19 protein-coding genes, 1 tRNA gene and 3 pseudogenes are annotated in these 20054 nt (G+C 68.0%); 14 read left to right on the forward strand and 9 right to left on the reverse strand.

Features of this window, described 5'->3' with window-relative positions:
- Positions 1–448: 448 nt before the first annotated feature.
- Entirely contained in the window at positions 449–988 is a 540-nt protein-coding gene (locus FHR33_RS16010; protein WP_183647952.1) for an integrase core domain-containing protein, read from the reverse strand.
- A 362-nt stretch (positions 989–1350) separates the two neighbouring features.
- Between FHR33_RS16010 and FHR33_RS16015 the strand changes: the two genes are divergently transcribed.
- The 6 genes and pseudogenes from FHR33_RS16015 (at position 1351) to FHR33_RS16030 (ending at position 5651) form a co-directional block, all read left to right on the forward strand.
- Positions 1351–1420: transfer RNA gene (locus FHR33_RS16015), tRNA-Lys, on the forward strand.
- 144 nt (positions 1421–1564) lie between these two features.
- Positions 1565–1693: a hypothetical protein gene (locus tag FHR33_RS51750; RefSeq protein ID WP_281388161.1), complete on the forward strand. Its 129-nt coding sequence runs from the start codon at positions 1565–1567 to the stop codon at positions 1691–1693.
- A 781-nt stretch (positions 1694–2474) separates the two neighbouring features.
- Positions 2475–3290: pseudogene (locus tag FHR33_RS53275) on the forward strand (DUF4132 domain-containing protein); the annotation flags it as partial.
- Positions 3291–3313: 23 nt separating this feature from the next.
- A pseudogene (locus tag FHR33_RS53280) lies at positions 3314–3364 on the forward strand (hypothetical protein); the annotation flags it as partial.
- 9 nt (positions 3365–3373) lie between these two features.
- Positions 3374–4090, forward strand: a complete 717-nt coding sequence (locus FHR33_RS16025; RefSeq protein WP_183647956.1) for a DUF7737 domain-containing protein — start codon at positions 3374–3376, stop codon at positions 4088–4090.
- Between the two features lie 679 nt (positions 4091–4769).
- Positions 4770–5651, forward strand: coding sequence for a GNAT family N-acetyltransferase (locus FHR33_RS16030; protein WP_183647958.1), 882 nt, complete (start codon positions 4770–4772; stop codon positions 5649–5651).
- A 160-nt stretch (positions 5652–5811) separates the two neighbouring features.
- On the opposite strand, the gene FHR33_RS16035 is transcribed toward FHR33_RS16030, so the two are convergent.
- Together FHR33_RS16035 and FHR33_RS16040 are read right to left on the reverse strand one after the other, a co-directional pair.
- Complete coding sequence (locus tag FHR33_RS16035; RefSeq protein ID WP_183647960.1) at positions 5812–7377, reverse strand: carboxylesterase/lipase family protein; 1566 nt, start codon at positions 7375–7377, stop codon at positions 5812–5814.
- Complete coding sequence (locus FHR33_RS16040) at positions 7374–7595, reverse strand: hypothetical protein (protein WP_183647962.1); 222 nt, start codon at positions 7593–7595, stop codon at positions 7374–7376. The genes FHR33_RS16035 and FHR33_RS16040 overlap by 4 nt, the downstream gene beginning before the upstream one ends.
- A 136-nt stretch (positions 7596–7731) precedes the next feature.
- Between FHR33_RS16040 and FHR33_RS16045 the strand changes: the two genes are divergently transcribed.
- The gene (locus FHR33_RS16045; RefSeq protein ID WP_183647964.1) at positions 7732–8343 is read left to right on the forward strand and encodes a TetR/AcrR family transcriptional regulator; all 612 of its coding nucleotides are present in this window, start codon (positions 7732–7734) and stop codon (positions 8341–8343) included.
- Between the two features lie 257 nt (positions 8344–8600).
- Here the strand turns inward: FHR33_RS16045 and FHR33_RS16050 are convergent, their stop codons facing one another.
- A complete protein-coding gene (locus FHR33_RS16050; RefSeq protein ID WP_183647966.1) occupies positions 8601–9860 on the reverse strand; it encodes a serine hydrolase in 1260 nt (419 codons plus the stop codon).
- Between the two features lie 89 nt (positions 9861–9949).
- On the opposite strand from FHR33_RS16050, the gene FHR33_RS16055 reads away from it, so the two are divergent.
- From FHR33_RS16055 to FHR33_RS16065, 3 genes are all read left to right on the forward strand, one after another.
- Positions 9950–10474, forward strand: coding sequence for a PadR family transcriptional regulator (locus tag FHR33_RS16055; protein ID WP_183647969.1), 525 nt, complete (start codon positions 9950–9952; stop codon positions 10472–10474).
- A 453-nt stretch (positions 10475–10927) separates the two neighbouring features.
- Positions 10928–11467, forward strand: coding sequence for a SigE family RNA polymerase sigma factor (locus FHR33_RS16060; RefSeq protein WP_246451911.1), 540 nt, complete (start codon positions 10928–10930; stop codon positions 11465–11467).
- A complete protein-coding gene (locus FHR33_RS16065; protein ID WP_183647972.1) occupies positions 11464–12663 on the forward strand; it encodes a TolB-like translocation protein in 1200 nt (399 codons plus the stop codon). The genes FHR33_RS16060 and FHR33_RS16065 overlap by 4 nt, the downstream gene beginning before the upstream one ends.
- Before the next feature lie 106 nt (positions 12664–12769).
- Here FHR33_RS16065 and FHR33_RS16070 read toward each other — a convergent pair whose 3' ends face one another.
- The 5 genes and pseudogenes from FHR33_RS16070 to FHR33_RS50280 all read right to left on the reverse strand — a co-directional run bounded on the left by FHR33_RS16070 (position 12770) and on the right by FHR33_RS50280 (position 15452).
- On the reverse strand, positions 12770–13057 hold the full coding sequence (locus tag FHR33_RS16070; protein ID WP_312895563.1) for a hypothetical protein: 288 nt from the start codon (positions 13055–13057) through the stop codon (positions 12770–12772).
- 505 nt (positions 13058–13562) lie between these two features.
- Positions 13563–13889 carry an NIPSNAP family protein gene (locus tag FHR33_RS16075; RefSeq protein WP_183647976.1) on the reverse strand — a complete coding sequence of 109 codons (327 nt, stop codon included), beginning with the start codon at positions 13887–13889 and terminating at the stop codon, positions 13563–13565.
- Between the two features lie 85 nt (positions 13890–13974).
- Positions 13975–14687, reverse strand: a pseudogene (locus FHR33_RS53655) (IS701 family transposase); the annotation flags it as partial.
- Positions 14688–14746: 59 nt separating this feature from the next.
- The gene (locus tag FHR33_RS16085) at positions 14747–14908 is read right to left on the reverse strand and encodes a hypothetical protein (RefSeq protein ID WP_183647982.1); all 162 of its coding nucleotides are present in this window, start codon (positions 14906–14908) and stop codon (positions 14747–14749) included.
- Between the two features lie 118 nt (positions 14909–15026).
- Positions 15027–15452 (reverse strand): CAP domain-containing protein, encoded by a 426-nt coding sequence (locus FHR33_RS50280; protein ID WP_246451913.1) that lies wholly within the window; start codon positions 15450–15452, stop codon positions 15027–15029.
- A gap of 1867 nt (positions 15453–17319) precedes the next feature.
- Between FHR33_RS50280 and FHR33_RS16095 the strand changes: the two genes are divergently transcribed.
- The 4 genes from FHR33_RS16095 (at position 17320) to FHR33_RS16110 (ending at position 19978) form a co-directional block, all read left to right on the forward strand.
- Positions 17320–17550: a hypothetical protein gene (locus FHR33_RS16095; RefSeq protein ID WP_183647988.1), complete on the forward strand. Its 231-nt coding sequence runs from the start codon at positions 17320–17322 to the stop codon at positions 17548–17550.
- 51 nt (positions 17551–17601) lie between these two features.
- A complete protein-coding gene (locus tag FHR33_RS16100) occupies positions 17602–17949 on the forward strand; it encodes a hypothetical protein (RefSeq protein WP_183647992.1) in 348 nt (115 codons plus the stop codon).
- Positions 17946–19406, forward strand: coding sequence for a multicopper oxidase family protein (locus tag FHR33_RS16105; RefSeq protein WP_183647995.1), 1461 nt, complete (start codon positions 17946–17948; stop codon positions 19404–19406). The genes FHR33_RS16100 and FHR33_RS16105 overlap by 4 nt, the downstream gene beginning before the upstream one ends.
- A gap of 224 nt (positions 19407–19630) precedes the next feature.
- Positions 19631–19978, forward strand: coding sequence for a DUF1330 domain-containing protein (locus FHR33_RS16110; RefSeq protein ID WP_183647997.1), 348 nt, complete (start codon positions 19631–19633; stop codon positions 19976–19978).
- Positions 19979–20054 lie beyond the last annotated feature (76 nt).

Consider the following 20054-nt stretch of genomic DNA (forward strand, 5'->3'; position numbering starts at 1 on the left):
CATCGCAGACCAGTCAATCTATCGGCGAATACGCGATGCCGCCGATCCGGCGGTTCACCAGAATGCACGGGGAGGGCCGTCAGCACAATCACATTGACATTCGAAGGAACGTGCAGCTTCGACGTGGAACCACCAACATCACTCAATTTTTGGTGACTCGTAGATGGGAAAAGGATGAGATTCCGGCGAATTATCATGATTCTCACAGTCGCGCTAGGGCTCCTCATGCCATGGTCCTCGGCGGCGTCGGCAGCACCGGAAGCATCTACCGCCTCGGCTGCGGCTGACTGCAACGGGTACCAGCCGTACGCCTATCCTCCGAGCCGGAACGGAGATGTGATCTCCGGAATCGGCGGATGCGGCAACCAAGCCGTCACGGTGGAGATCTGGATCGACGTGCCTGGACCCGACGTAAGGGCAGGCTGCTGCCCCCGAGGCACCAGCCCGGTCACCGCATACGCCTACTGCAGCAGGACCGGCCCCGGAAACTACTACACGCTGGCCAGGACAACGGCCGGTGACAGAGAATCCGCGCGAAGGTGGCTTTGCTAGCTGGTACCGCACCAGCCGACACCGCTACTAGGTGAACATGGCTACATGCCGACTGGCGCCGAAACGCCGCAACGCACGGCGTCGCATTTACTGTGCTGTCCACAACCGGCGTCCCGACCCCAACCCCGATGCTCATCGTGATCGGGTGGTCGTGCCTACGAGCCTGATGCGGCCGTTGGCCGTTGTAGTGATCGACATATTCGCTCAGGGCCGAGCACAGGTGACGTTCGCCGCGCATCAGTATGCGGTCGGTGCACTCGGTGCGCACCGTGCGGACCCAGCGCTCGGCATAGCAGTTCGCTTTCGGGGTCCCCGGCGGCGTCCGCAGCACCGTGATGCCCATGGCGGCGAACACCTCATCGAAGATGGTGGTGAACTTGGCGTCTCGATCGCGGATGAGGAAGCGGAACGCCTCTGCCCGCTCGCCGAGGTCCATCAGGAGATTGCGAGCCTGCTGAGCGGTCCACGCTGCGGCCGGGTGACAGGTCAACGCTCAGGACGTGCACGTGTCGCGTGCGGACCTCCATCAAGAACAAAACGTATAAGCGCTTCAGCAAGATCGCGTCCACATGGAAGAAATCGCAAGTCGGAACGCCCTTGGCCTGTGATCGTAAGAAGGTCCGCCAGGGGGTGTTGAGATGTCGGGGCACCGGGCCGAAACCGTGTGAACGCAGGAATCCGCCGTACGGTCGCCGCGCTGACCTGGAGGCCAAGCTGCACCGACCGAGCAGGCGGACAGGCACAGGACACGATCTTTCCTGCGGGAACGGACCCGTCAAACCACAGGTCAGAGCCGACGCGGTACAGCTGCGGTCGAAGTCGTTGACTCTTGATCAGCGGGTCCGGGGTTCGAGTCCCTGACGGCGCACCGCACCGTAACAGCGCATCCGCGATCTTCGCGGATGCGCTGTTCGCGTTTCCGGGCCCCGGCTCTCGCCCGCCTCGAGATTGTCGGTGCCCGTTGATAACTATGGCCCGTCACGTTGACCGACCGACAATGATGGAGCCCCCCATGTCTACGGCCACCTTCAGAGACGAGAGCGCCACCGGCAGGTGCTCGGCCGAGAGCCCTCCTCCCGCTCGGCCCGACGCGAGCCCGGCGCGCGAGGTCATCCACCTCGTGCCGCGGGCCGGAGGCTGACATGGGCGTCCTCGACGACTTTCCCCAGTCTTATGGCTACCTGCTCAACTACCGCGTCGAGGGGTTGCCGCGTGAGCTGTTCGCCCTGTACGACGCGGGCGGACGGCCCGGCGCCGACGCGGCCGGGCGCAGGGCGTTCGGCATATGGGCGCAACTGCGGCTCAGCCTGGGCGACAAGGGCGGCCACGAGCACCCCGAGGAGGTGCTCCGGCTGGCGCGTGAGGCGGCCGATGGCGACATCCCCTGGACGTTCGAGGACACGCGCTTCCTGTGGGAGGTCGCCGACGCGCTGTCGAGTTGCGGTCACACCGGCCACGCCGAGCTGTACCGGATTCCGCTGGCCGCCATCGCGACGCTCGGATACTCCGAGCGCCGCCAGATCCTTGGTGACGCGCCGCCGTGGCATCCGGCCCACCGAAGCCCTGGCCGGGCCGCGTTACGCAAGGACCTGGAGCGCGTCCTGACCGAGCCCCCGGAGCACGGGCCGGCCGGGGTCGTGCGCAGCCTGGTCTGGGACGGCGACCCCATCGCCCGTGCCATGGCAGGGAAGTACGCCGCCCGGCTGGCCCACCCCGCCGTGCTGCCTCTGCTGAAACACTGGCGCAAGGCCAAGGCCAACAGGCCCAGCCAACCCTGGCTCGCCAAGGTCCGCACGCTGCTCACCGACGACGGCGTGGCGGTGCTGCGCGAGATCCTCTCCCGCGTGGCCACCCACCGCGAGAGTCGCGAGCCCGGCGGCAGGGTCTTCCTCGCCCGCCACACCGCCCTCCCGCTGCGCGGCATGCTGTGGACCTGCGAGGTGATCGACGCGCCCTGGGTGTCCACGCTGCTCGGCGACGTCGCCACGAACTGCGGCATCGGGCGCAACGGCACCGGCGGCGCCGCCGTCTGCCGCAACGAGAGACTGGCCAACGCCGCGCTGAACGTGCTGGCCAAGCGGGGCGGCCTCGACACGGTGGGCGTGCTCGCGCGTGTGCGAGCCAGGCTGCGCCGACCGGCCCTGCTGGCGAAGGCGTCCGAGGCCCTCGACGCGGTGGCCGTACAAGAGGGGCTGAGCCACGAACAGCTCGTCGACCGGACGGTCCCGGCCTTCGGACTCGGCCCCGACGGGGTCCGGGAGGAGCGGGCCGGCGACTGCGTCGTCCGGCTCGACGTCGACGGGCCGGTCCTGCGGTTCGTCAACGCGTCCGGGCGCGTCGTCAAGTCGGCGCCCCAGTCCATCCGCAAGGATCCGGTGCTCGCCGATCTCAAGGCCACGCTGAAAGACCTCAAACGCACGCAGGCCGCCGAGCGGCTGCGCCTGGAGCAGACGCTCATCGTCGAACGCGAGCTGTCATGGCAGGAGGCCGAGCAGTACTTCTTCGACCATCCGGTCACCGGCCCCTACACCCGCGCCCTCATCTGGCGGCTCCCCGACAAGTTCGCCGGGCTGCCGGTCAGGAGCGGTGGCGGCTGGGCCCTGGCCGACACGAGCGGCAGATCCGTGCGTCCGGGCGCCAACACGCCCGTCCGGTTGTGGCACCCGATCCAGGAGAGCGCCGAGGGGGTGCGCGGCTGGCGTGACCACCTGCTGGAGCGGGGGATCAGGCAGCCGTTCAAGCAGGCGTTCCCGAGGTCTACCTGCTCACCCCGGCCGAGGAGCGCACCCGCACCCACTCCGACCGTTTCAAGGGCCACTTCGTGCGCTACGGGCAGGCCAAGGCGCTGCTGGAGCAGCGCGGATGGAGCGGGCTGTCGATCGGTCACTGGGACTACGAGTGCGGCGGCGACGTAGGGGCGGCCGTCAAGACGCTCGCCGGCTGGCAGGCGAGCTGGGGCATGCAGGTCGCCTCCGACCCCCAGCAGGACGCCTGGGGCACGGCCTCCTGCGCCGTCACCGACGCGATCCGGTTCCGCCACGCGGATCTTCCCGGCGACGCGCCGCTCACCGAAGTGCCGCCGCTGGTGTTGTCGGAACTGCTGCGCGACGCCGACCTCGCCGTGGCGGTCGGGTCCCTGGGGCTCGACCAGCATGCGGCGGCCGGGCACGACGGCTACTGGCAGTCGTACGGGTTCGGCGAACTGAGCGAAACCGCTCGCACGCGGCATGACGCGCTGGCCCGGCTGCTGCCCCGGCTGAAGATCGCCGACCGGGCGGAGCTGACCGACCGGTTCCTGCGCGTGCGCGGGCAACTGCGCACCTACCGGATTCATCTGGGGTCGGGCAACATCCTGATGGAGCCGAACGACGCCTACCTGTGCATCGTCCCCGGCCGCGACCGCTCAGCGCCATCGGTGTTCCTGCCGTTCGAGGAGGACGGCGGAATGTTGTCGGTCATCTTGTCGAAGGCGTTCCTGCTGGCGGACGACACCAGGATCAGCGATCCCAGCATCACCCGCCAGCTCGTCGCTACCTAGCCGTAGTCCGTTGAATCAAGGTTGCGTGTAGAGGCGTAGGCCGTGGCCTGCCGTGACGGCGTCGATCATGGCCTGGAGCTCAGATGGTGGGAGGCGCCGTGAGCCAGCTCGGGGAAGCGCTCGCGGGAGAACCAGGAGTGGTCGTCAGGAGTCGCGATCATCCCGTCATGCTCGCAACACGCCTGACGTGGCTGGTCGGGATAGGTATCGGGCACTCGGTCGGCCGGCGGGACGGCTCCCGGTCAGCAGAATGCGCGGATTTTGGGCGCAGGGATAGCGTGCGGCGATGAGCTTCCGACTGGCGGCGTACGCCGTGTGCATCGAGGACGGACGGGTGCTGCTCGCCCACCACGTAGGACCTCGGGGCGAGCGGAACTGGACTCTTCCGGGCGGAAAGGTCGAGCGATCCCTTCGACGCGGTCATCCGGGAGGTCGCCGAGGAGACCGGCTGTGACGGGGTGGTTGAACCGCTTGCTGGGTGTGGATCCAAGGGTGATCCCCGCGGCCGACCGCTTGCCCGGCACCGAACTGGGTGGGGGATGCGGCGCGACCGCTATAGTCTCTTGATCGCGTTCGATGTCGAGGCTGTTCGTGGAGGAGGTGTGCAGCAGATGCGCAGGACCGTTCAGGAGCGAAGCCGCCGTTCTGCCTTCAACCACCTCCTCAAGCCGGAGACATCGTGTCGATTCGCATCATCCCTTTGATTGACCCACAGCTCATGCCGGCCAGCCGGCGCCTCGCCTGGCTGGCCACTCTGCCGACTGGCGTTCCCGTCGGATCAGCTTTCCTTCGCCTGTTCAGCCGAGTCGGCCAGGATCATCTGGCTGAGCTCGACCTCCACGTCCACCCGGCCGAGCGACGTAGCGGCGTCGGTTCCCGCCTGCTGACCGCCGCGCTGGCAGCGGCCCGCGAAGAGGGCCGACGCTGCGTCATCGCGCAGGCAGAGCCCGGTTCGCCGGGAGACGTTCTCCTGTCGGCACGTGGCTTCCGCAAGGTTTTGACCCTGACCTATGCGCGGCTGCCGCTGGCACAGACGAACCCCGACGACCTCAGGGAGATCGTGCACAGCCCGCATCCCGGTTACCGGCTGGTCGCGTGGGACGGGGTCGTGCCCGATGAGCTGGCTGAGACGTTCGCCGCGTCCCGCCACGCCATGGACGACATGCCAATGGACGACACCGACTACGGCACCGTGAGCTGGGACGTCAACCGTGTACGGGAAGCCGCGCAGGCGATCGATAGCCGGGGCGACCTGCTCCATACCGTCGCCGCCATCGCCGAGTCGGATGATTCCATCGCCGGATTCACCGAGTTGGTCGTCCCGGGAGAGGGCAAGGGCGATGCCCAGCACTACGGCACCGGCGTACTGCCCGAGCATCGCGGGCGCGGCCTGGCCCGCTGGATGAAGGCCGAAGCCATCCGGCAGGCACGCGAGCGCCACCCGGACCTCGATGGCCTGCTGACCGACACCGCCGACAGCAACGGCCACATGCGGGCTATCAATGACGCGCTCGGCTACCTGCCCACCCACAAGACGGTGACACTACAGCTCGACCTGTAGCGGCAAGCCCGCCGATCCGTTCGTCAGACGTCACGGTGACGCCTTGACGAACGGCTTTCTGCCGTCGCCACGCACGTGTCCGACACCTGAGAGTGCGTTTCCGAGGTTGCGTCAATCTTGGGACCTTTCACGCTGAGGCTTCTCGTTGGTGATCCAGCCGTCAGAGCCAGAGGCCGCAGTGGTGGGCGTTCTTCATGTTGATCGGCCGTATCGCTCCGGGAGCGAGCTCGAGCGCGCGGTCGGCGGCACCCAGACGGGGCCACCTCGTACTGCCCGCCCCGTTGGGGTCGCCGGTCCGGACGAACCTGGTCCAGTATCCGACGGTCCGGTCGGCCAGGCGCATTTGTGCCGCGCTGAGCCCCGGCGTGTCGGAGAAGTCGAACAGGTAGAAGGTCTCGGCTCCGTGTGCGGTTGCGGGCCGGACGTGTGCAGGCAGGGGCTCGCCGCTGGGCGTGGGTGCCGACGGGTCGGCGAAGACGTAGGTGTAGGTGGATGCCTTTCTCGCGTGCTCGCGGCCAGACTTCCAGGAGGGGCAGATCCAGCCGCTGTCGCTGAACACGCGGCTGGTCGCCGCGGCGGGAGAGGGAAAGCGTCGCGCCGGATAGCGTCGTTCGACCTGTGGCGCGGCCGATGCGAAGGCGGTCTTGAGCAAGGCTGAGTACTGGCGGTCAGTGATGCCTTGCGGGTAGACGGCCAGCGTGAACTCGACGTGCTCGTCGCGGGTGTTGCCCTGCAGCAGCGGTACGGCTATCTGTTTGCCCGCGGCGAAGACCTTGGCCGGCTCTTGCGGGACGAGGCTGGTGCCGTAGGCGAGCAGGGGGAACCGGGCGGTGTACGGCAGCAGCTCGCCGGCGCTCTTGCGGCGCAGGCAGGCCACGTCGGCGCAGGCCAGTTGCCCGGCCAGGGCCTGGCCGGCGCCTTGGATGGTTGCGATCGGGTGCCAGGAGGAGATCGCGGGCATGCCCTCGCCCATCGCGCCTGCCGGGTGGCTGGTGCGGCACGATCCGCTCTGGACGATCGCTCGGTGGAACAGGCCCTGGGCGGCCGGTGAGGTCATGAGGGTGCAGGTGCTCATCGCCCCGGCCGAGGCTCCAGCGAGGGTGACCTTGCCGGGATCACCGCCGAACGCGGCGATGTTGGCGCGCACCCAGCGTAGCGCCGCCACCTGGTCCTGCAGGCCGAAGTTGCTGGCCTCGCCGAGCTCGGGGTGGGCGAAGAAGCCGAACACGCCGAGCCGGTAGTTGACCGTCACGACCACGATGTCTCCGGCCCTGACCAGCCGGGCCGGGTCGTAGATCGAGCCCGAGCCGGTGATGAACCCGCCCCCGGGCACCCAGACCATGACAGGCCGTCCCTTGCCGGGCCGGGAGGGCGTGGTGACCTCCAGAGTCAGACAGTCTTCGCTCTGCGGGGTGCCCTTGGGCATGTCAGGCGCCTCCGGCTGCAGGCATGCCGGTCCTGCCTTCGTCGCGTCGCGGGTGCCGGTCCAGGAGCTCGTCGGCTGGGGTGGCTGCCAGCGCCGCTCCCCGACGGGCGGAGCAGCGTACGAAATGCCACGAAAGCGGCGGATCCCATGCTGATCCGTGCCTCGCACCTCGCCCGACGCCGTCACGACGACCCGGCCGGAGATCTCGTCGGCATGAGCGGGGACAGCGCCCGCCACGAGCACCGATACGCTCGCCAGCAGGGCGAGGGTCGCGGCCGCCACCGGTGTGCGGCCGGTCATTGTCCGCGCCCGCTCTGCTTGGCCTTCTTGCTGCCCCACCCGGCCAGCAGTGCTCCGGCGACGACGGCCGCCGCGTAACAGGCCAGCCACACCGCGAAACCGCCGGGCAACCATGCGAGCAGCCCGGCGTTGTCATGGTCGGCCAGCAGCCGGATGGCGCCTTGTGCTCCCAGGACCAGAAGCAGCATGCCAATGATCAGCACGGTGATGTGCTTCATGTGCGCTTTGACTCCCATCGCCCCGAAGGGCCGTGACGGCAGGCGTGAACACGCCCTCCACAGCTTGTGGTGCGATCGAACCATAACACCAATCTTGGTACGATCGCACCACAATCGAGTCGCGAGGACGGGTGGCATGCCGAGACAGGTGGACCATGACCAGCGCCGCCGCCAGATCGCAGAAGCCGTATGGCGCCTGGCTACCCGCGGCGGCCTGGAAGACGTCACCTTGAGACAGGTCGCCGCCGAGGCCGAGGTCTCCGCACGGCTGCTGCAGTACTACTTCGGCACCCGAGACCAGTTGCTGCTCGGCGCGCTGAAGATCCTCAACGACGACGCCGAACAACAGGCTCGCGAACGCCTGGCGATGCTCGGCGACACGCCCGGCATGCACGCGATCGTGCGGGGAGTACTGCTCGAGCTGCTCCCCCTGGATGAGGAACGGCGCAACCGGCACCTGGTGTACGCCGCCTACTTCGTCCGCTTCCTGACCGACCCCGCCCTGGCCGAGGTCGCCCACGACGCGCCGCTCGCACTGGAGAACCTCGTCGCCGGCCTGATCGCGCAGGGCCAGGAAACCGGTCAGGTACCCCGGAACATCGACGCCGCGGCCGAGGCCGCGTTCCTGGTGGCAGGCGCCGAGGGGATGCAGTCAAGCGTTCTACTGAGGCAGCGGTCCGCTGAAGACGCCATAGCCATGATCGACCACCAGCTTGCCCGCGTCTTCACCACGACGAACGGTGAGTGACCGCCGCCGCGAACCGTCCGTGCCCGTCACCCGCCGTACTGCGGCGGCCGGGTGAGGAGCGGCTGTGCCCGACCCGCTGTCGCGGGTTGTCCGGGTCATCGTTCTGGGCGCAGAGCGGTGGTGAACCAGGGGCGAACGGGAGCGAGTGTCGGCGATGCGGGCAGCCGCCGTCACCGATGAGTGGAGATCTTCTCGAAGAAGACGCGGGTGACGCCGGCGGCTGCCTGGACGTCTGCCGAGTAACCGCGGCTCCCCTTTCAGGCGGACCGGGCGGTGACCTCGCGACCCGCCCAATTGAGCGCGATTTCACCGTTCGTCAGGAAGTCCAACTCCACTTCGCCTTTCATCCTGGCGAAGAAGCGGGTCTCCGACATCGGGCGCAGCTCTGTCTTGACCAGACCGTGCACCTCCACCATGAGCCGCTCGCCCTCCCGCGTGACGTCCATGGTGGAGGTGCGTCCCATGTACCGCATGGCGTAACGGCCGGTGTACCGGTCAAGGATGTCCGGAGTGATGGTGACGAAGACGCGCCGGCTGGGCGGTTCGTACGGCTCGCCGCAGGCGATCGCCGTTAGCGCGGACTCGATCTCGGAGAATGCCGCGTTCTCGATGTTGGACAGAACGGTCACGAAGAGGTCGTCGTGCCGGTAATGAGCTGAGACGCTGACGAATCCGATGGTGCCGCCAGCGCTCTCCACCCGACCTTCGCTTACCACGCAGCCGTAGCCGTACCCGGTGCCGTCGGTCTCGACGTGCGGCCTGAACAGCTCCGCCAGCGACTCGCGCTGAAGCAGCCGCGGCAGGCCGCGGTTCCAGCGGTGCAGGTCTTCGACCGTTGAGTGAAGCGCTCCAGCCGCGTCTTGGTTGGAGTTGTCCAGGTACGGGGCCCTGGTGACGCGACCGTCGACCGACATGTAGCCGACGGCGGTCCCAGCGCCGTCGGCCATGCCGCTGCGGTCCATGGCCAAGGGGGCGAAGATGTGCTGGCGCAGGTATTCACCGTAGGTCAGACCGGACAGCCGCTCGATGACCTCGCCCAGCAGGATCCAGCCCGAGTTGCTGTAACTCATCCGCGCGCCCGGCTCGAACAACAGAGGTCGGTCCTTGAAGTCGTCGATGAGTTGCCGCCGGGTGCGTGGCGTCCCCATGACGCGGGTGAAGCCATCCGTCGTGACGTAGTCCGGGATGCCCGAGGTGTTGGTCAGCAGGTGGTGCAGGGTGATCTGCGCGCCATGCGGGTAGCCGGGCAGGTGGTGGGCGATCGGGTCGGTGACGCGAAGCCTGCCCTGCTCCTGCAACTGCAGGATCGCGATCGCGGTGAACGTCTTGGTCTGGGACCCGATGCGGAACGCCGTCGTTGGTGTGTTGGGCACACGGTGCTCGTGGTCGGCGTGGCCGTACCCCTTGGCGAACAGCCGCCGGTCGCCGCGCGCGACCAGCACCGCGCCGCTGAACCTGCCCAGTTGTGTGTACGCGCTGACGAGCGCGTCCATCCGGCGCGAGAGGCGGGAGAACACGAGAACCTCCAATTTGAATGATCCAGTTTGACTATCTGAGCATGGCGCAGCTGATATAGTCAAGCTTGACTATCGTGTGGAGGTGTTGGGTGTCGTCGACCCGCATGCTCGTCCTAGGGCTGCTCAATGAGGGGCCGCGGCACGGATACGAGATCAACCAGCTCGTCACGGCCGGGGCGCTGGAGCAATGGACCGACGTGAAGCCAGGGTCGGTCTACCACGCCCTGGCCAAGCTGGAGACCGAAGGGCTGGCGGAGACCCATTCCGAGGAGCGCACCGGCGATCGGCTGCGCCGCGTATACGCGATCACGCCAGAGGGCCGGCGCACGCTCCGCGACCTGCTGCGCAAGGCGCTCGCCGCGGCCCCGCACTCCCCGAGGTCCGACTTCGCGCTGGCGCTGCGCTGGCACGCGCTCCTGGAGTCCGGCGAGGCGCGGGACCTGGTGGCGGCCTCGTCCCGGGCGCTGGAGGCCCAGCGTGCGATGCTCGCCGCGGGGCGCGATGCGAAGGCAGGGCTGTCGCCTCTGGCCGATGCCCTGTTCGACAATGCCGAGGCGCATCTGGCCGCCGACGTGAAACTCTTGGAGGACGTCCAGCGCCTGCTGGACGGCTGAACGACGGCCTGTTCAAGAATCCCTCCAGCCACCGCCGGGTTGACTACATGCGCCGCAATCCAGACAGCGTCTCCCGCCCGACCGTCTCGATGTATCCGGGCGCCTGGCCCGCCCGGCACGGCTGAGTGTCGATGATCTGTCGGGCAGCGCCGGCAGGGCCCCTGCAGCAGACATCGGCCACTTGCAGCGCTGACACCCTGGCCCGCGCCGTGTCCTGACGAATACCGAGGCCGGCGACGCGCTCACCCAAAGGGTGGTGGTTGAAGACCGCGTGGCGGCATGGGTGATTGGTGCACTTCCCCAACCCCGCGCCCACTGCCAAAGGCCCTCCTCGCCCCACGCCGTCTGGTCCCTGATGGTCCTCCCGCGACCAGTTCCGGTGGTGGGAGGACTGCCGCGCCTTTCCCCAGAGCGATGCAACAGTTCGCCAGGCAAGTCCATCTGAGAGGTGACATGGACGATGAGAGGCGAAGGCAGTTGGAAGCAGATCCCCGGTTCGCCGGGTTCGTCGCCGAGCGAGGCGATGCGCTGTTGCGTTACGGCTACGTCCTGGCCGGGAACCCGCACGACGCGGCCGACCTGGTGCAGGAGGCGCTGCTGAAGCTACGCGCGTCCTGGCCCAGGCTTCGCGCCAAGGACAATCCGGAAAGTTATGTACGTACCACCATGGCCAGGCTGCACACCGCGGCCTGGCGGCTGCGGCGGCGCGAGCTGCTCGCCTGGGATCCACCAGAGCACGGATACCACGACACGCTGCCCAGCGAGGACGAGCAGGCGATGTGGGAGACGCTGGCCGGGCTGCCCCGCAAGCAGCGGGTGGTGCTGGTGTTGCGCTATTACGAGGGGCTGCGCGACGAGGAGATCGCGGCAGCTCTCAAGATCTCTCGCGGAACCGTGCGGAGCCAGGCGTCGCGGGCGCTCGACAAGCTCCGCTCCGCGGTGGGCGAGCACATCGGGGAAGGCGTCATGTCGGATCGCGGGGAGCGGCGATGAACGGTATCGAAGAGCGGTTGAGCAGGACCCTGGGACACGCGGCCGAGCGGGCGCCACGGCTGGCCGCCCCGGCGGTGGAGCGGCTGGAGACCGGTTACCGGCGACGCAGGAACAGGTCCCAGGCGCTGATCGCGGCGGCGGCCGTGGTGGTGGTCGCCGGCGGGGTGGTAGTGGGCCTGCAGGGAGCCGACACCGGGAGGACGCTACCCGCGGCCGGCCCGTCGGACGTGCCGTCCGCGGTGATCAGCGCCGCCGCCGAGCCCATCGAGAAGGTGTGGCCGCAGGCGGTGTGGAAGATGCCCGCCAAGGACTCCGAGGGCAGGGAGCTGCGCCCCGTCGCGCTGACCGGCGACGGGACGCTGCTGGTCAACGCGTGGCGCAAGGCCGAGCAGCCCGAGGTCCTCTACCTCTACGACCTGGCCGGAGGGAAGCTCCGGAAGATCACGGACCTGGGCCGGCCGAAGAAGACCGGTCGGGCCGCCGCGAACTTCAGCATGGGTGAGGGCGTGGTGGCCTGGTGGACGTCGACGAAGACCTCCGTACGCCTCTGGGCCGTGCCGCTGACCGGCGGCGAGGCCAGACAGGTGGCCGAGCACGAGACCGGCGGCGACATGATCGACAACCTCGTCGTGGCGAAAGGCGCGATCGTGTTCTCCGTACTGAAGGGCGGGGTGTTCAGCGTTCCCCTCAACGGGGGCCAGGTGACGCCGGTCGAGCGCGGAAGCGGGCTGCACCTGCTGTCCTGGCCGTGGGCGGGTTCACCGGGCACGTGGACCCCCCCGGACGGTGCGCCGTTCACCCACCTGGTCAACCTGGAGACCGGGCACATCAGCGACGCCGCCCCGGCCCGCCAGGGAGAGCAGTTGCTGGCCTGCGGTGTCCAGTCCTGCCTCGCGACGACGCCAGGCGGTGCCAGAGCGTTCACCCGGCTGCGTGACGGCTCGGAGCAGCAGGAGGTGCCGACCGGCTTCCAGATCCCGGAACCGGTCGGCCAGAGCCGCTTCTACGTGCGCACCCTCCGGAGCCATGCTCCAGGCCTCGGGCTCTACGACCTGAAGACCGGAACGCTGGTGGACCTGGGCATCGGGGATGAGGCCGCGCAGGGCGAGGTCCCGGTCGCCGATCGGGCCGGGCGGATGATGACGTATCTGACCGCGAGCGGCAGGTACGTGATCGACCTGTCCAAGATTCCCTGAGGGGCAGGACGACCCGCAGGACCGGCAGGACAGCAGCGAGGTTCCGCACCGTTCAGCCGGACAGACGAACGGGGACAGCTCCCTGAGCCGTCCCCGTTGACCGTGGCTAGAGCCCTGCCGGTGTCCTCGTCCTGTCCGACATCAGCGGCTCCTGCATCTCCATCTCCTCGCGGCTCGTGTCGTGAGCCTCCTCGATCCGAAGCGCCACCCCGAGCGCGAAGAACGTCGGCGCCCACTGGCCAACGTAGATCCCCCACCTGTCAGCCCGGTCGATACCCGCCGGCTCCATGTTCTTGGAAACCAGCCAGGACGCGAACGAGGCGCCGATGGACGCCATACCCGCCGCGTACATGAGCGACGACTTGACGCCCATCTTGTGCAGAGTGCTGATCACGTTTCCCCCTGTTGTGTGATGGTCTGCCCTGCTTACCCACGACCTGAGAAGCGTCACGACACTGCGCCCGGTTTTGCCACCTCTTGCCCAGGCCACGCGAGGCTGGCCCCATGACCGGTGCCATCGCCATCGTCAAGACTCTGCCGGCGAGGCTCGGCGCCAACGCCGCCACCCTGGCCTGACGTGCCACTACAGCCAGCCGCCGAGGCGTCGGTCGCGTTAACGGGCACCGTAGGAACGCCCCACGCGCTCGCCCTACTCGGCTTGTGCTGCAGTCGTATTCGCCCGCCGCCGCAGATACGGACTGGCTCCGGAAAACAGAAACCTCCCGTAGAGCGCGCAGACGCAACAACGGCCCGTTGCCACGAACAACGGACCGCTTAGTACTCCAGCCGTAGATCGTGATCTTCGTGGTCGTGGAGTGGTGTGGAAGAATGGCGCCAGCGAGCCGAGGGTGTTCCTGCCGAACAGCGCCGGTCACGGACACCCGTCTGCGAACGTGTTATCAGGTTCCAACGCCGCTTGATGGTTGCATTGCCGGGCGGAGGAAGGTCCGGTCGAAGCGGCGGATGCAGCGGGTCTCCGTGCTCAGCTGCCAGAGCTGCTGAGCCTCCGGATCTTGCCGGATGGCAGCACGGTAGTCCTCGTAGGCAGCCAGGCTGGGGAAGGAGAACAAGGCGTAGGCGATGTCGTTGGCTCCTTCGTGCGGCAAGAAGCAACCGTGATGCGTGCCGCCGAAGCGGGTGACGATCGGGATCCATCCCGTCACGTACGTCTCGAACGCTGCAGTCTGGCTGGGGTCGATCTCGTAGCGCAGATGACAAGTGATCATATGAATATTCTTCCTGGCTCGGTGAGAGGCTCAGTTCGGATCGAGGGCTGAGCGCCTCGGCGGCGGGCTGGCCGAGATGCGGGCTTCATGGGAGGGCGGCCTGGCGGTGGTAGTGGCTTGCGCGGGCACGGGCTTGGTGACGCCGTCGCCAGCGGGACCAGTGCAAGACGAACGCGATGCAGCGGATAGGTCCGCTAGTCAGGCGCGTGAACAGGCGCTGGGCTTCGGGCAAAGTCATCGGCACGAGGTCGGGCTCGGCGTTGTGGTCGCTGCGTTCGCGGGCGGTCACTGCGGCCAGGAAGGCGTGGGCAAGCAGGACCAGGGTGGTCCACCGATACCATGACGTCCAGGTGCGGACCTGGTGTTGGTCCAGTCCGGTCAGGCCCTTGCCGGTCTGAAACGACTCCTCGATGCGCCAGCGCGTCCGGCCACCTTGACCAGGACCGGCAGCGGCACCGGACCGGGCGCATAACAGCGGTAAAAGGCCAGCTCGCCGGTGCGGCGGTGGCGGCGGATCAGCAGCCAGCGGCGGCCCGGCTGCTCGGAGGCGATGGTGATGAGCGCCCAGTCGTAGTAACGCTGTCCCTTGGCTCCGGCTCCAACCGACAGCCGTTGCCAGGCGGTCTTGGGCAGCCGGGCGGCGATCTCGTCGGCGCGCCGGGTTCCGGCCGCGGTGGTGATGCGATGGTTGGATGCCACCGCCATGACGTAGCTGACCTGGCCTGTTTCCAGCACGGTGCGCAGCGGGGTGCTGGAGCCGTAGACCTCATCACCGGTCACCCAGCCGCCAAGCCAGGTCCGGGTGACACCGAAGGGGGCTCGCCGACCGGCCACTCGCGGCGTGTCGCTACTGCCCTTCACGCCCCCTCGACTCGTTCCTCGGGCGACTCCTCCCGGTCGCCGCCGAAGAGGAGTACGAGACGGTCCTCGGCGGCCATGGCCGTCCACTCGTCACGAACGATGCCGTGCGGGATGTCGTCATCGTCTCCATGGGTCCCAGGATCACGCCGCCGCTGCATGCCGGTACACGGCGGGATGTCCCGGTATGTAGCAACGCCCCGCCTCCAGGAGGAGGTGGAGCGTTTCGTCGACGCCGCGCTCGCGGACGATGACGCGTCGACCTGGCTGGGCGGCGAATCACATCAGGGCAAAATTCTGTGTCCAGTAGACGCGGCTGTTGTGGCCGGAGGCGCTTCCTACCCCGATCACTCGGTACTCACAGTTGAGGATGGCCTCGCGATGTCCCCAATTGGACGCTGCGTCGTCGTACAGCCAGTTGTGCATCGCCTGGGCCAGCGTCAGGTTGGTGCCGAGGGCCCAGTTCTCGGGCTTCTGCGCAGGCGTGAAGCCGCCCGCCCTGATCCGATCGGCGGGCAGTGATCCGTCAGAACCGTAGTGGCCTCGGCGGGGATCACCCGCCTTGGCGTCGATGAGTGTGGCGTAGTTCTTGGCAAGATCAACGCTATGGGCGCGCGCTATGCCGCTGAGCTTGGCGTTGATGCGCACACTCGGGTCAGCGCACTTACCCAGGTCTCGCCGCACCTGGATGATCTGGGCGACCATTGCCTTTTCCTCGGCGGTGAGGGCCCTCCCTATACTTTTGACAGGCCTGTTGCTCCAGGTCTGGTTGACCCCCCATCCATCCCTATCGGGGCGGAAGCACGACCATTGCTGTATGGGAGCGCCCACCTGTGGCGGCTTCGGAAAGGACCCGTTCGCCGCATCGAGGCATTTCGTGCTATGGACATTCCGAATCGTAATGCCGCCCCTACAAACGAATGCCTCGGGCGTACACTGTCCTCCCGCGACGGGCTCTCGGGACCAGTACTGACTGGAGCGTGCGTTACAGTCCCGCTGAACTATTCTGACTCCATTGTCCCCGGAGGCGCGCTCAAGGTCGAGGCATCTACGCGTACCTGGCACAACGATATTGAAGGTGCCGTCCCAACCTTGCGGCCCACCGGCGGGCCAGAACGTGAAAGTACTTGCGGCTGACGAGAAATGTCCGAGAATTGGTGCGCCGTCGCCCCCGGTTCGCACGGTCAGCGCGCTGCCGACATTCGTGATGGTGCTGTTGACAGGGGCAAGGGGGACGGAGGCGTCCACGCCGGTCGCCGACGGTATCCACACCACCACGAGTACGGCCGATAGCGTTAGGTGCGACGCGCGCTTTCCCGTGCCGGACATACCTTTTGCCATGGCTCTGCCCTCCTCCCGAGTCGGTGACATTGACTCGACTTCTTGAAGAAGTGACACGCTCGCGTAACGCGAGCTCACCCCGCGAAGCTTCCCGACCGCGACGTCAATCTGAGGGCCTACTGCGAAGTATACCTTTTTCCCGGTCCGTCGTTTAAATGTCCAAGTAATTTGGATTTTACGCAATATTGGAGTCATTCCACGCCGGGAATTGAAAAGGCCCCGGTGTGTCTTGAGCATGCGCTAGGCGAGCTGCCCGGGCCCGACCAGATCCTGTAAGGGTCGTGAGCACGACAAGCGAGGCCGTGGGTCTGGGCGCCACTCCCGACGGGGTCCGACCTCGGTCGGGGCGATCCATTCTTCCCGCGGGATGCCGACGGACAGCTTGTCATCGTTCATCCCGCCAGGAATGGGCGCAGGATGGGTTCGGCGTTTTTCCCTGGCTCGCGACAGATCGACGACCTCGACGAGATCGGCTAGGTCTACGTCCATGCTGACCTGTGCTGGGCTCCAGCAGTCGGCGACTGCGGGACTGGTGCTGACCTACGTCGGCTTCACCGCACTGAGCTTCAGCGGCGCCGGGTACGACGCCGCAGTACGGGCCCGGCGGGACGTGCCCGCCGGCGAACGGATACCGACTCCCACAAGATCGACACCGCCCCGCACTACACCGCACCGCATCGCATCGCATCGCCGGGAAGCGTCGCCAATCGACGACCCGACACCTGTACCGCGTCAAGACACCATCGCTACCGCATCGACCTGCGGACTGCCCAAGACCAGGACGCCGACACGATCACGTCGTGTGCCTCTTCGCCTGCTCTGTCTGCTCACAATCCAGACGTTGGACTCGCTGATGTACTGAGCCGCGGCCAGGCGCCGAAGGACGTGACCGAGACTGGCCGGCAAGGTCCCGGGACTCGATCGTCCGTCTGGCGCGAGAGATCCGGCGTGGGGCAGCCGACGGATGCGCGGTGCGCCTCTGCCTCCAGATCAGTGAGGCGCATTCCGCACCCGCGCCGATGAAACCGCATGCACCGAACTTCTACGGGCGAACCGAAATTCGCTCATCCGTGAGGTGTTGTCCAGCCGGGCTACTCCGGGTGTCGTAGATCGGCCCATGGGGTGGTCCCGGCGTCGTAGCGGCAGAAGAGCCTCTGGTGGGACGCCCTGGGCCTCGGAACTGGACGACGATATCGGCTCATGAGAAGCCAGGTACATCCATGGCGCCGCGTTGCCGACCACCCAGCTGCTGGCGAGCGCGTTCGGATACGACGCGGCCAACGTGATCCCCACATTCGGAGCCGTCCGCCTGGATGTGCGCCCGACCATCCACACCACGATGATCAAGGCCGACGAGCCGGTCATGCGGAGCGCGGTGGCCCTGGCCATCCTCACCTCGTTCGGCCTGGCGACGCCGGTCGCGGCAGGCCGCGGCTGTCGGCGCTCGGCGCGGGCGTCCTGATCATCTCCATCGCCGTCGTTGCCCAGTCCCCGGCCTGTTGAGGAAGTCCCCATGTTCACGCGTATCGCGATCACCCTGCAGACCGTTGCCCTGCTGCTCCAGGCGGTCACCGCCGGGCTACTGCTCTCCTCGCCCGGCGGGCGGGCGATGCACAGCGCCTCTGCGATCGCCGTGGCGGTCACCGTACTGCTGCACCTGGTCGCCGCGCTGGTGGCGCGGCGCTTGAGCGCCATCCTGCCCGCGGTCGGCATGCTGGTGATGACGTTGGCTCAGATAGCGCTGGGCGTAGCCCACCTGAAGACCCTGCACGTCCCGCTCGGCGTGCTGATGTTCGGCGTGAGCCTGCTCCAGCTGGTCCCTGCGTGGTCGGACCGCCGCGCCGCCGCGGTGCCGGCATGACGATGACAAGGCGGCAGGCGCTGCGCCTGCTCGGCCTGGGCGCGACGCTGAGCGTCGCCGGCTGCTCTCTGATCGGCAGCACCCCGCCGCCCAGGCTGCTGGCGAGCAGCGCGCCGCTGCCGACGCCTTACACGGTGCCGCTGCCCATACCCGCGCTCGCGAAGCCGTACAGGTCCGATGCCTCAGCCGACTACTACGAGCTCGTCCAGCGCGCGGCGGAGGTGGAGATCCTGCCCGGCCTCCGTACCCCGATCTGGGGGTACGGAGGGCAGTTCCCCGGACCGACCATCAGGGCGCGTGCCGGACGCAGAACCGTCGTGCGCGTCGCCAACGGCCTGGGCGCGCCGACCGTCACCCATCTGCACGGCGGGCACACCCCGCCCGAGTCCGACGGCTATCCCACCGACCTGGTCCAGCCGGGCGCCCGACGCGATTACGTGTTCCCGCTGGAGCAGCGGGCGGCCACGCTGTGGTACCACGACCACCGCATGGACTACACCGGGCCGCAGGTGTGGCGTGGGCTGGCCGGATTCTTCCTGGTCGGCGACGAGGAGGAGTCGGCGCTGCCGCTGCCGTCGGGCGAGCGGGACGTGCCGCTGATGATCTGCGACCGCTCCTTCGCCGCCGACGGGACCATGCCGTACCCCGCGCGCGACGGCGGGCCCGGCGCCCGGGAGGCGTTCATGGGCGGCGTGCTGGGCGATGTCATCCTGGTCAACGGCGCGCCGTGGCCGCGGTTGGGGGTCGATCGGGCCCGCTACCGGCTGCGGCTGCTCAACGGCTCCAACGCCCGCACCTACGAGCTGGCCCTGCCGCCTGGCGGCACGCTGACCCAGATCGGCAGCGACGGCGGCCTGCTGGCCGCCCCGAGAACCTTGGAGCGGGTACGGCTGGCGCCGGGCGAACGCGCCGACGTGGTGGTCGACTTCGCCGCCTACCGTGTGGGCGATCATGTCGAGCTGCGCAACCTCCTGGAGGAGGGAGCACAGGCCCGGGTGATGCGGTTCACCGTCGAGCGTGACGCCCGCGACGACTCGGCGATCCCCAAGACGCTGTCACGCGTGGAGCCGCTCGACCCGGCCAAGGCCACGGTGACCCGCGACTTCCAGTTCACCAGCGGCGACCTGCACGGCCACACGGGCTGGATGATCAACGGCAAGCCGTTCGACGCTCGCAGGGTCGACGCCAAGCCGCGGCTGGGTGATATCGAGATCTGGCGGCTGACCAGCGATGTCGCCCATCCCGTCCATCTGCACCTGGCCGGCTTCCAGGTGTTGTCGGTCGGGGGCGAGCGACCGAGCGGACCGCCGGAGTGGAAGGACACCGTCGAGCTGCGGGAGGCTCAGACCGTGGAGATCATCACCCGCTTCACCGGCTACCGGGGCCGGTACGTCCTGCACTGCCACAACCTCGAACACGAGGACATGGCCATGATGAGCACCTTCGAGGTGGTCTGATGCCCGGTCCCGCCCGGAAGAACGGCCCGAGCACGGTCATCGGCAGCGGTCTTGGGGAAGCGCGGCCTGTCAGGGTGGCCGCCGGCCCAGCCTTGAGCGACGCGCCAAGAGCGCCCTTCCACAGGCCGTACGACCCTGGCCGCTTACCTGCCAGGTCATCGACCCCGGCGCGTCCGCATGCCACGATCGTCGACGTACAGAGCCCGACCGACCGGAAGGACACCATGCCTGCCTACGCCATCGCGAACCTGCACGAGGCCGCCCCGCACCCGGAGATCGCTGAGTACATCGAGCGCATCTCCGCCACTTTCGAGCCATACGGCGGCCGCTTCCTCGTGCACGTGACGCAGCACGAGGTGAAGGAGGGCACCTGGCCAGGGAACGTCGTGATGATCGGCTTCCCGGGGATCGCCGAGGCGCGGGCGTGGTGGGACTCCCCCGCGTACCAGGAGATCGCACCGCTGCGCTCGCGGCACATCAAGGGCGACATCATCCTGATCGAAGGCGTCCCCGAGGGCTATGACCCCGCTGCCACCGCGAAGGCGATGCGGGAGGCCATGCCTGCCGAGTAGGGAGCCCTCGGGTTCGGGCCGGCTCAGCAGCGTCCAGCAGGACGTGGGCGTAGAGCCTGACAGTGCCATGGCGCAT

The organism is Nonomuraea dietziae (genome assembly GCF_014195505.1).
Taxonomy (GTDB): Bacteria; Actinomycetota; Actinomycetes; order Streptosporangiales; family Streptosporangiaceae; genus Nonomuraea; species Nonomuraea roseola.

What these genes read in the sequence shown, in the direction of transcription:
- FHR33_RS16075 (WP_183647976.1), bottom strand. Translation starts at nt 13,889, where the DNA reads ATGATCACTTGTCATCTGCGCTACGAGATCGACCCCAGCCAGACTGCA.
- FHR33_RS16085 (WP_183647982.1), bottom strand. Translation starts at nt 14,908, where the DNA reads ATGCAGCGGCGGCGTGATCCTGGGACCCATGGAGACGATGACGACATC.
- FHR33_RS16110 (WP_183647997.1), top strand. Translation starts at nt 19,631, where the DNA reads ATGCCTGCCTACGCCATCGCGAACCTGCACGAGGCCGCCCCGCACCCG.
- FHR33_RS16010 (WP_183647952.1), bottom strand. Translation starts at nt 988, where the DNA reads ATGGACCTCGGCGAGCGGGCAGAGGCGTTCCGCTTCCTCATCCGCGAT.
- FHR33_RS16105 (WP_183647995.1), top strand. Translation starts at nt 17,946, where the DNA reads ATGACGATGACAAGGCGGCAGGCGCTGCGCCTGCTCGGCCTGGGCGCG.
- FHR33_RS16045 (WP_183647964.1), top strand. Translation starts at nt 7,732, where the DNA reads ATGCCGAGACAGGTGGACCATGACCAGCGCCGCCGCCAGATCGCAGAA.
- FHR33_RS16060 (WP_246451911.1), top strand. Translation starts at nt 10,928, where the DNA reads ATGGACGATGAGAGGCGAAGGCAGTTGGAAGCAGATCCCCGGTTCGCC.
- FHR33_RS50280 (WP_246451913.1), bottom strand. Translation starts at nt 15,452, where the DNA reads ATGGTCGCCCAGATCATCCAGGTGCGGCGAGACCTGGGTAAGTGCGCT.
- FHR33_RS16065 (WP_183647972.1), top strand. Translation starts at nt 11,464, where the DNA reads ATGAACGGTATCGAAGAGCGGTTGAGCAGGACCCTGGGACACGCGGCC.
- FHR33_RS16040 (WP_183647962.1), bottom strand. Translation starts at nt 7,595, where the DNA reads ATGAAGCACATCACCGTGCTGATCATTGGCATGCTGCTTCTGGTCCTG.
- FHR33_RS51750 (WP_281388161.1), top strand. Translation starts at nt 1,565, where the DNA reads ATGTCTACGGCCACCTTCAGAGACGAGAGCGCCACCGGCAGGTGCTCG.
- FHR33_RS16100 (WP_183647992.1), top strand. Translation starts at nt 17,602, where the DNA reads ATGTTCACGCGTATCGCGATCACCCTGCAGACCGTTGCCCTGCTGCTC.
- FHR33_RS16035 (WP_183647960.1), bottom strand. Translation starts at nt 7,377, where the DNA reads ATGACCGGCCGCACACCGGTGGCGGCCGCGACCCTCGCCCTGCTGGCG.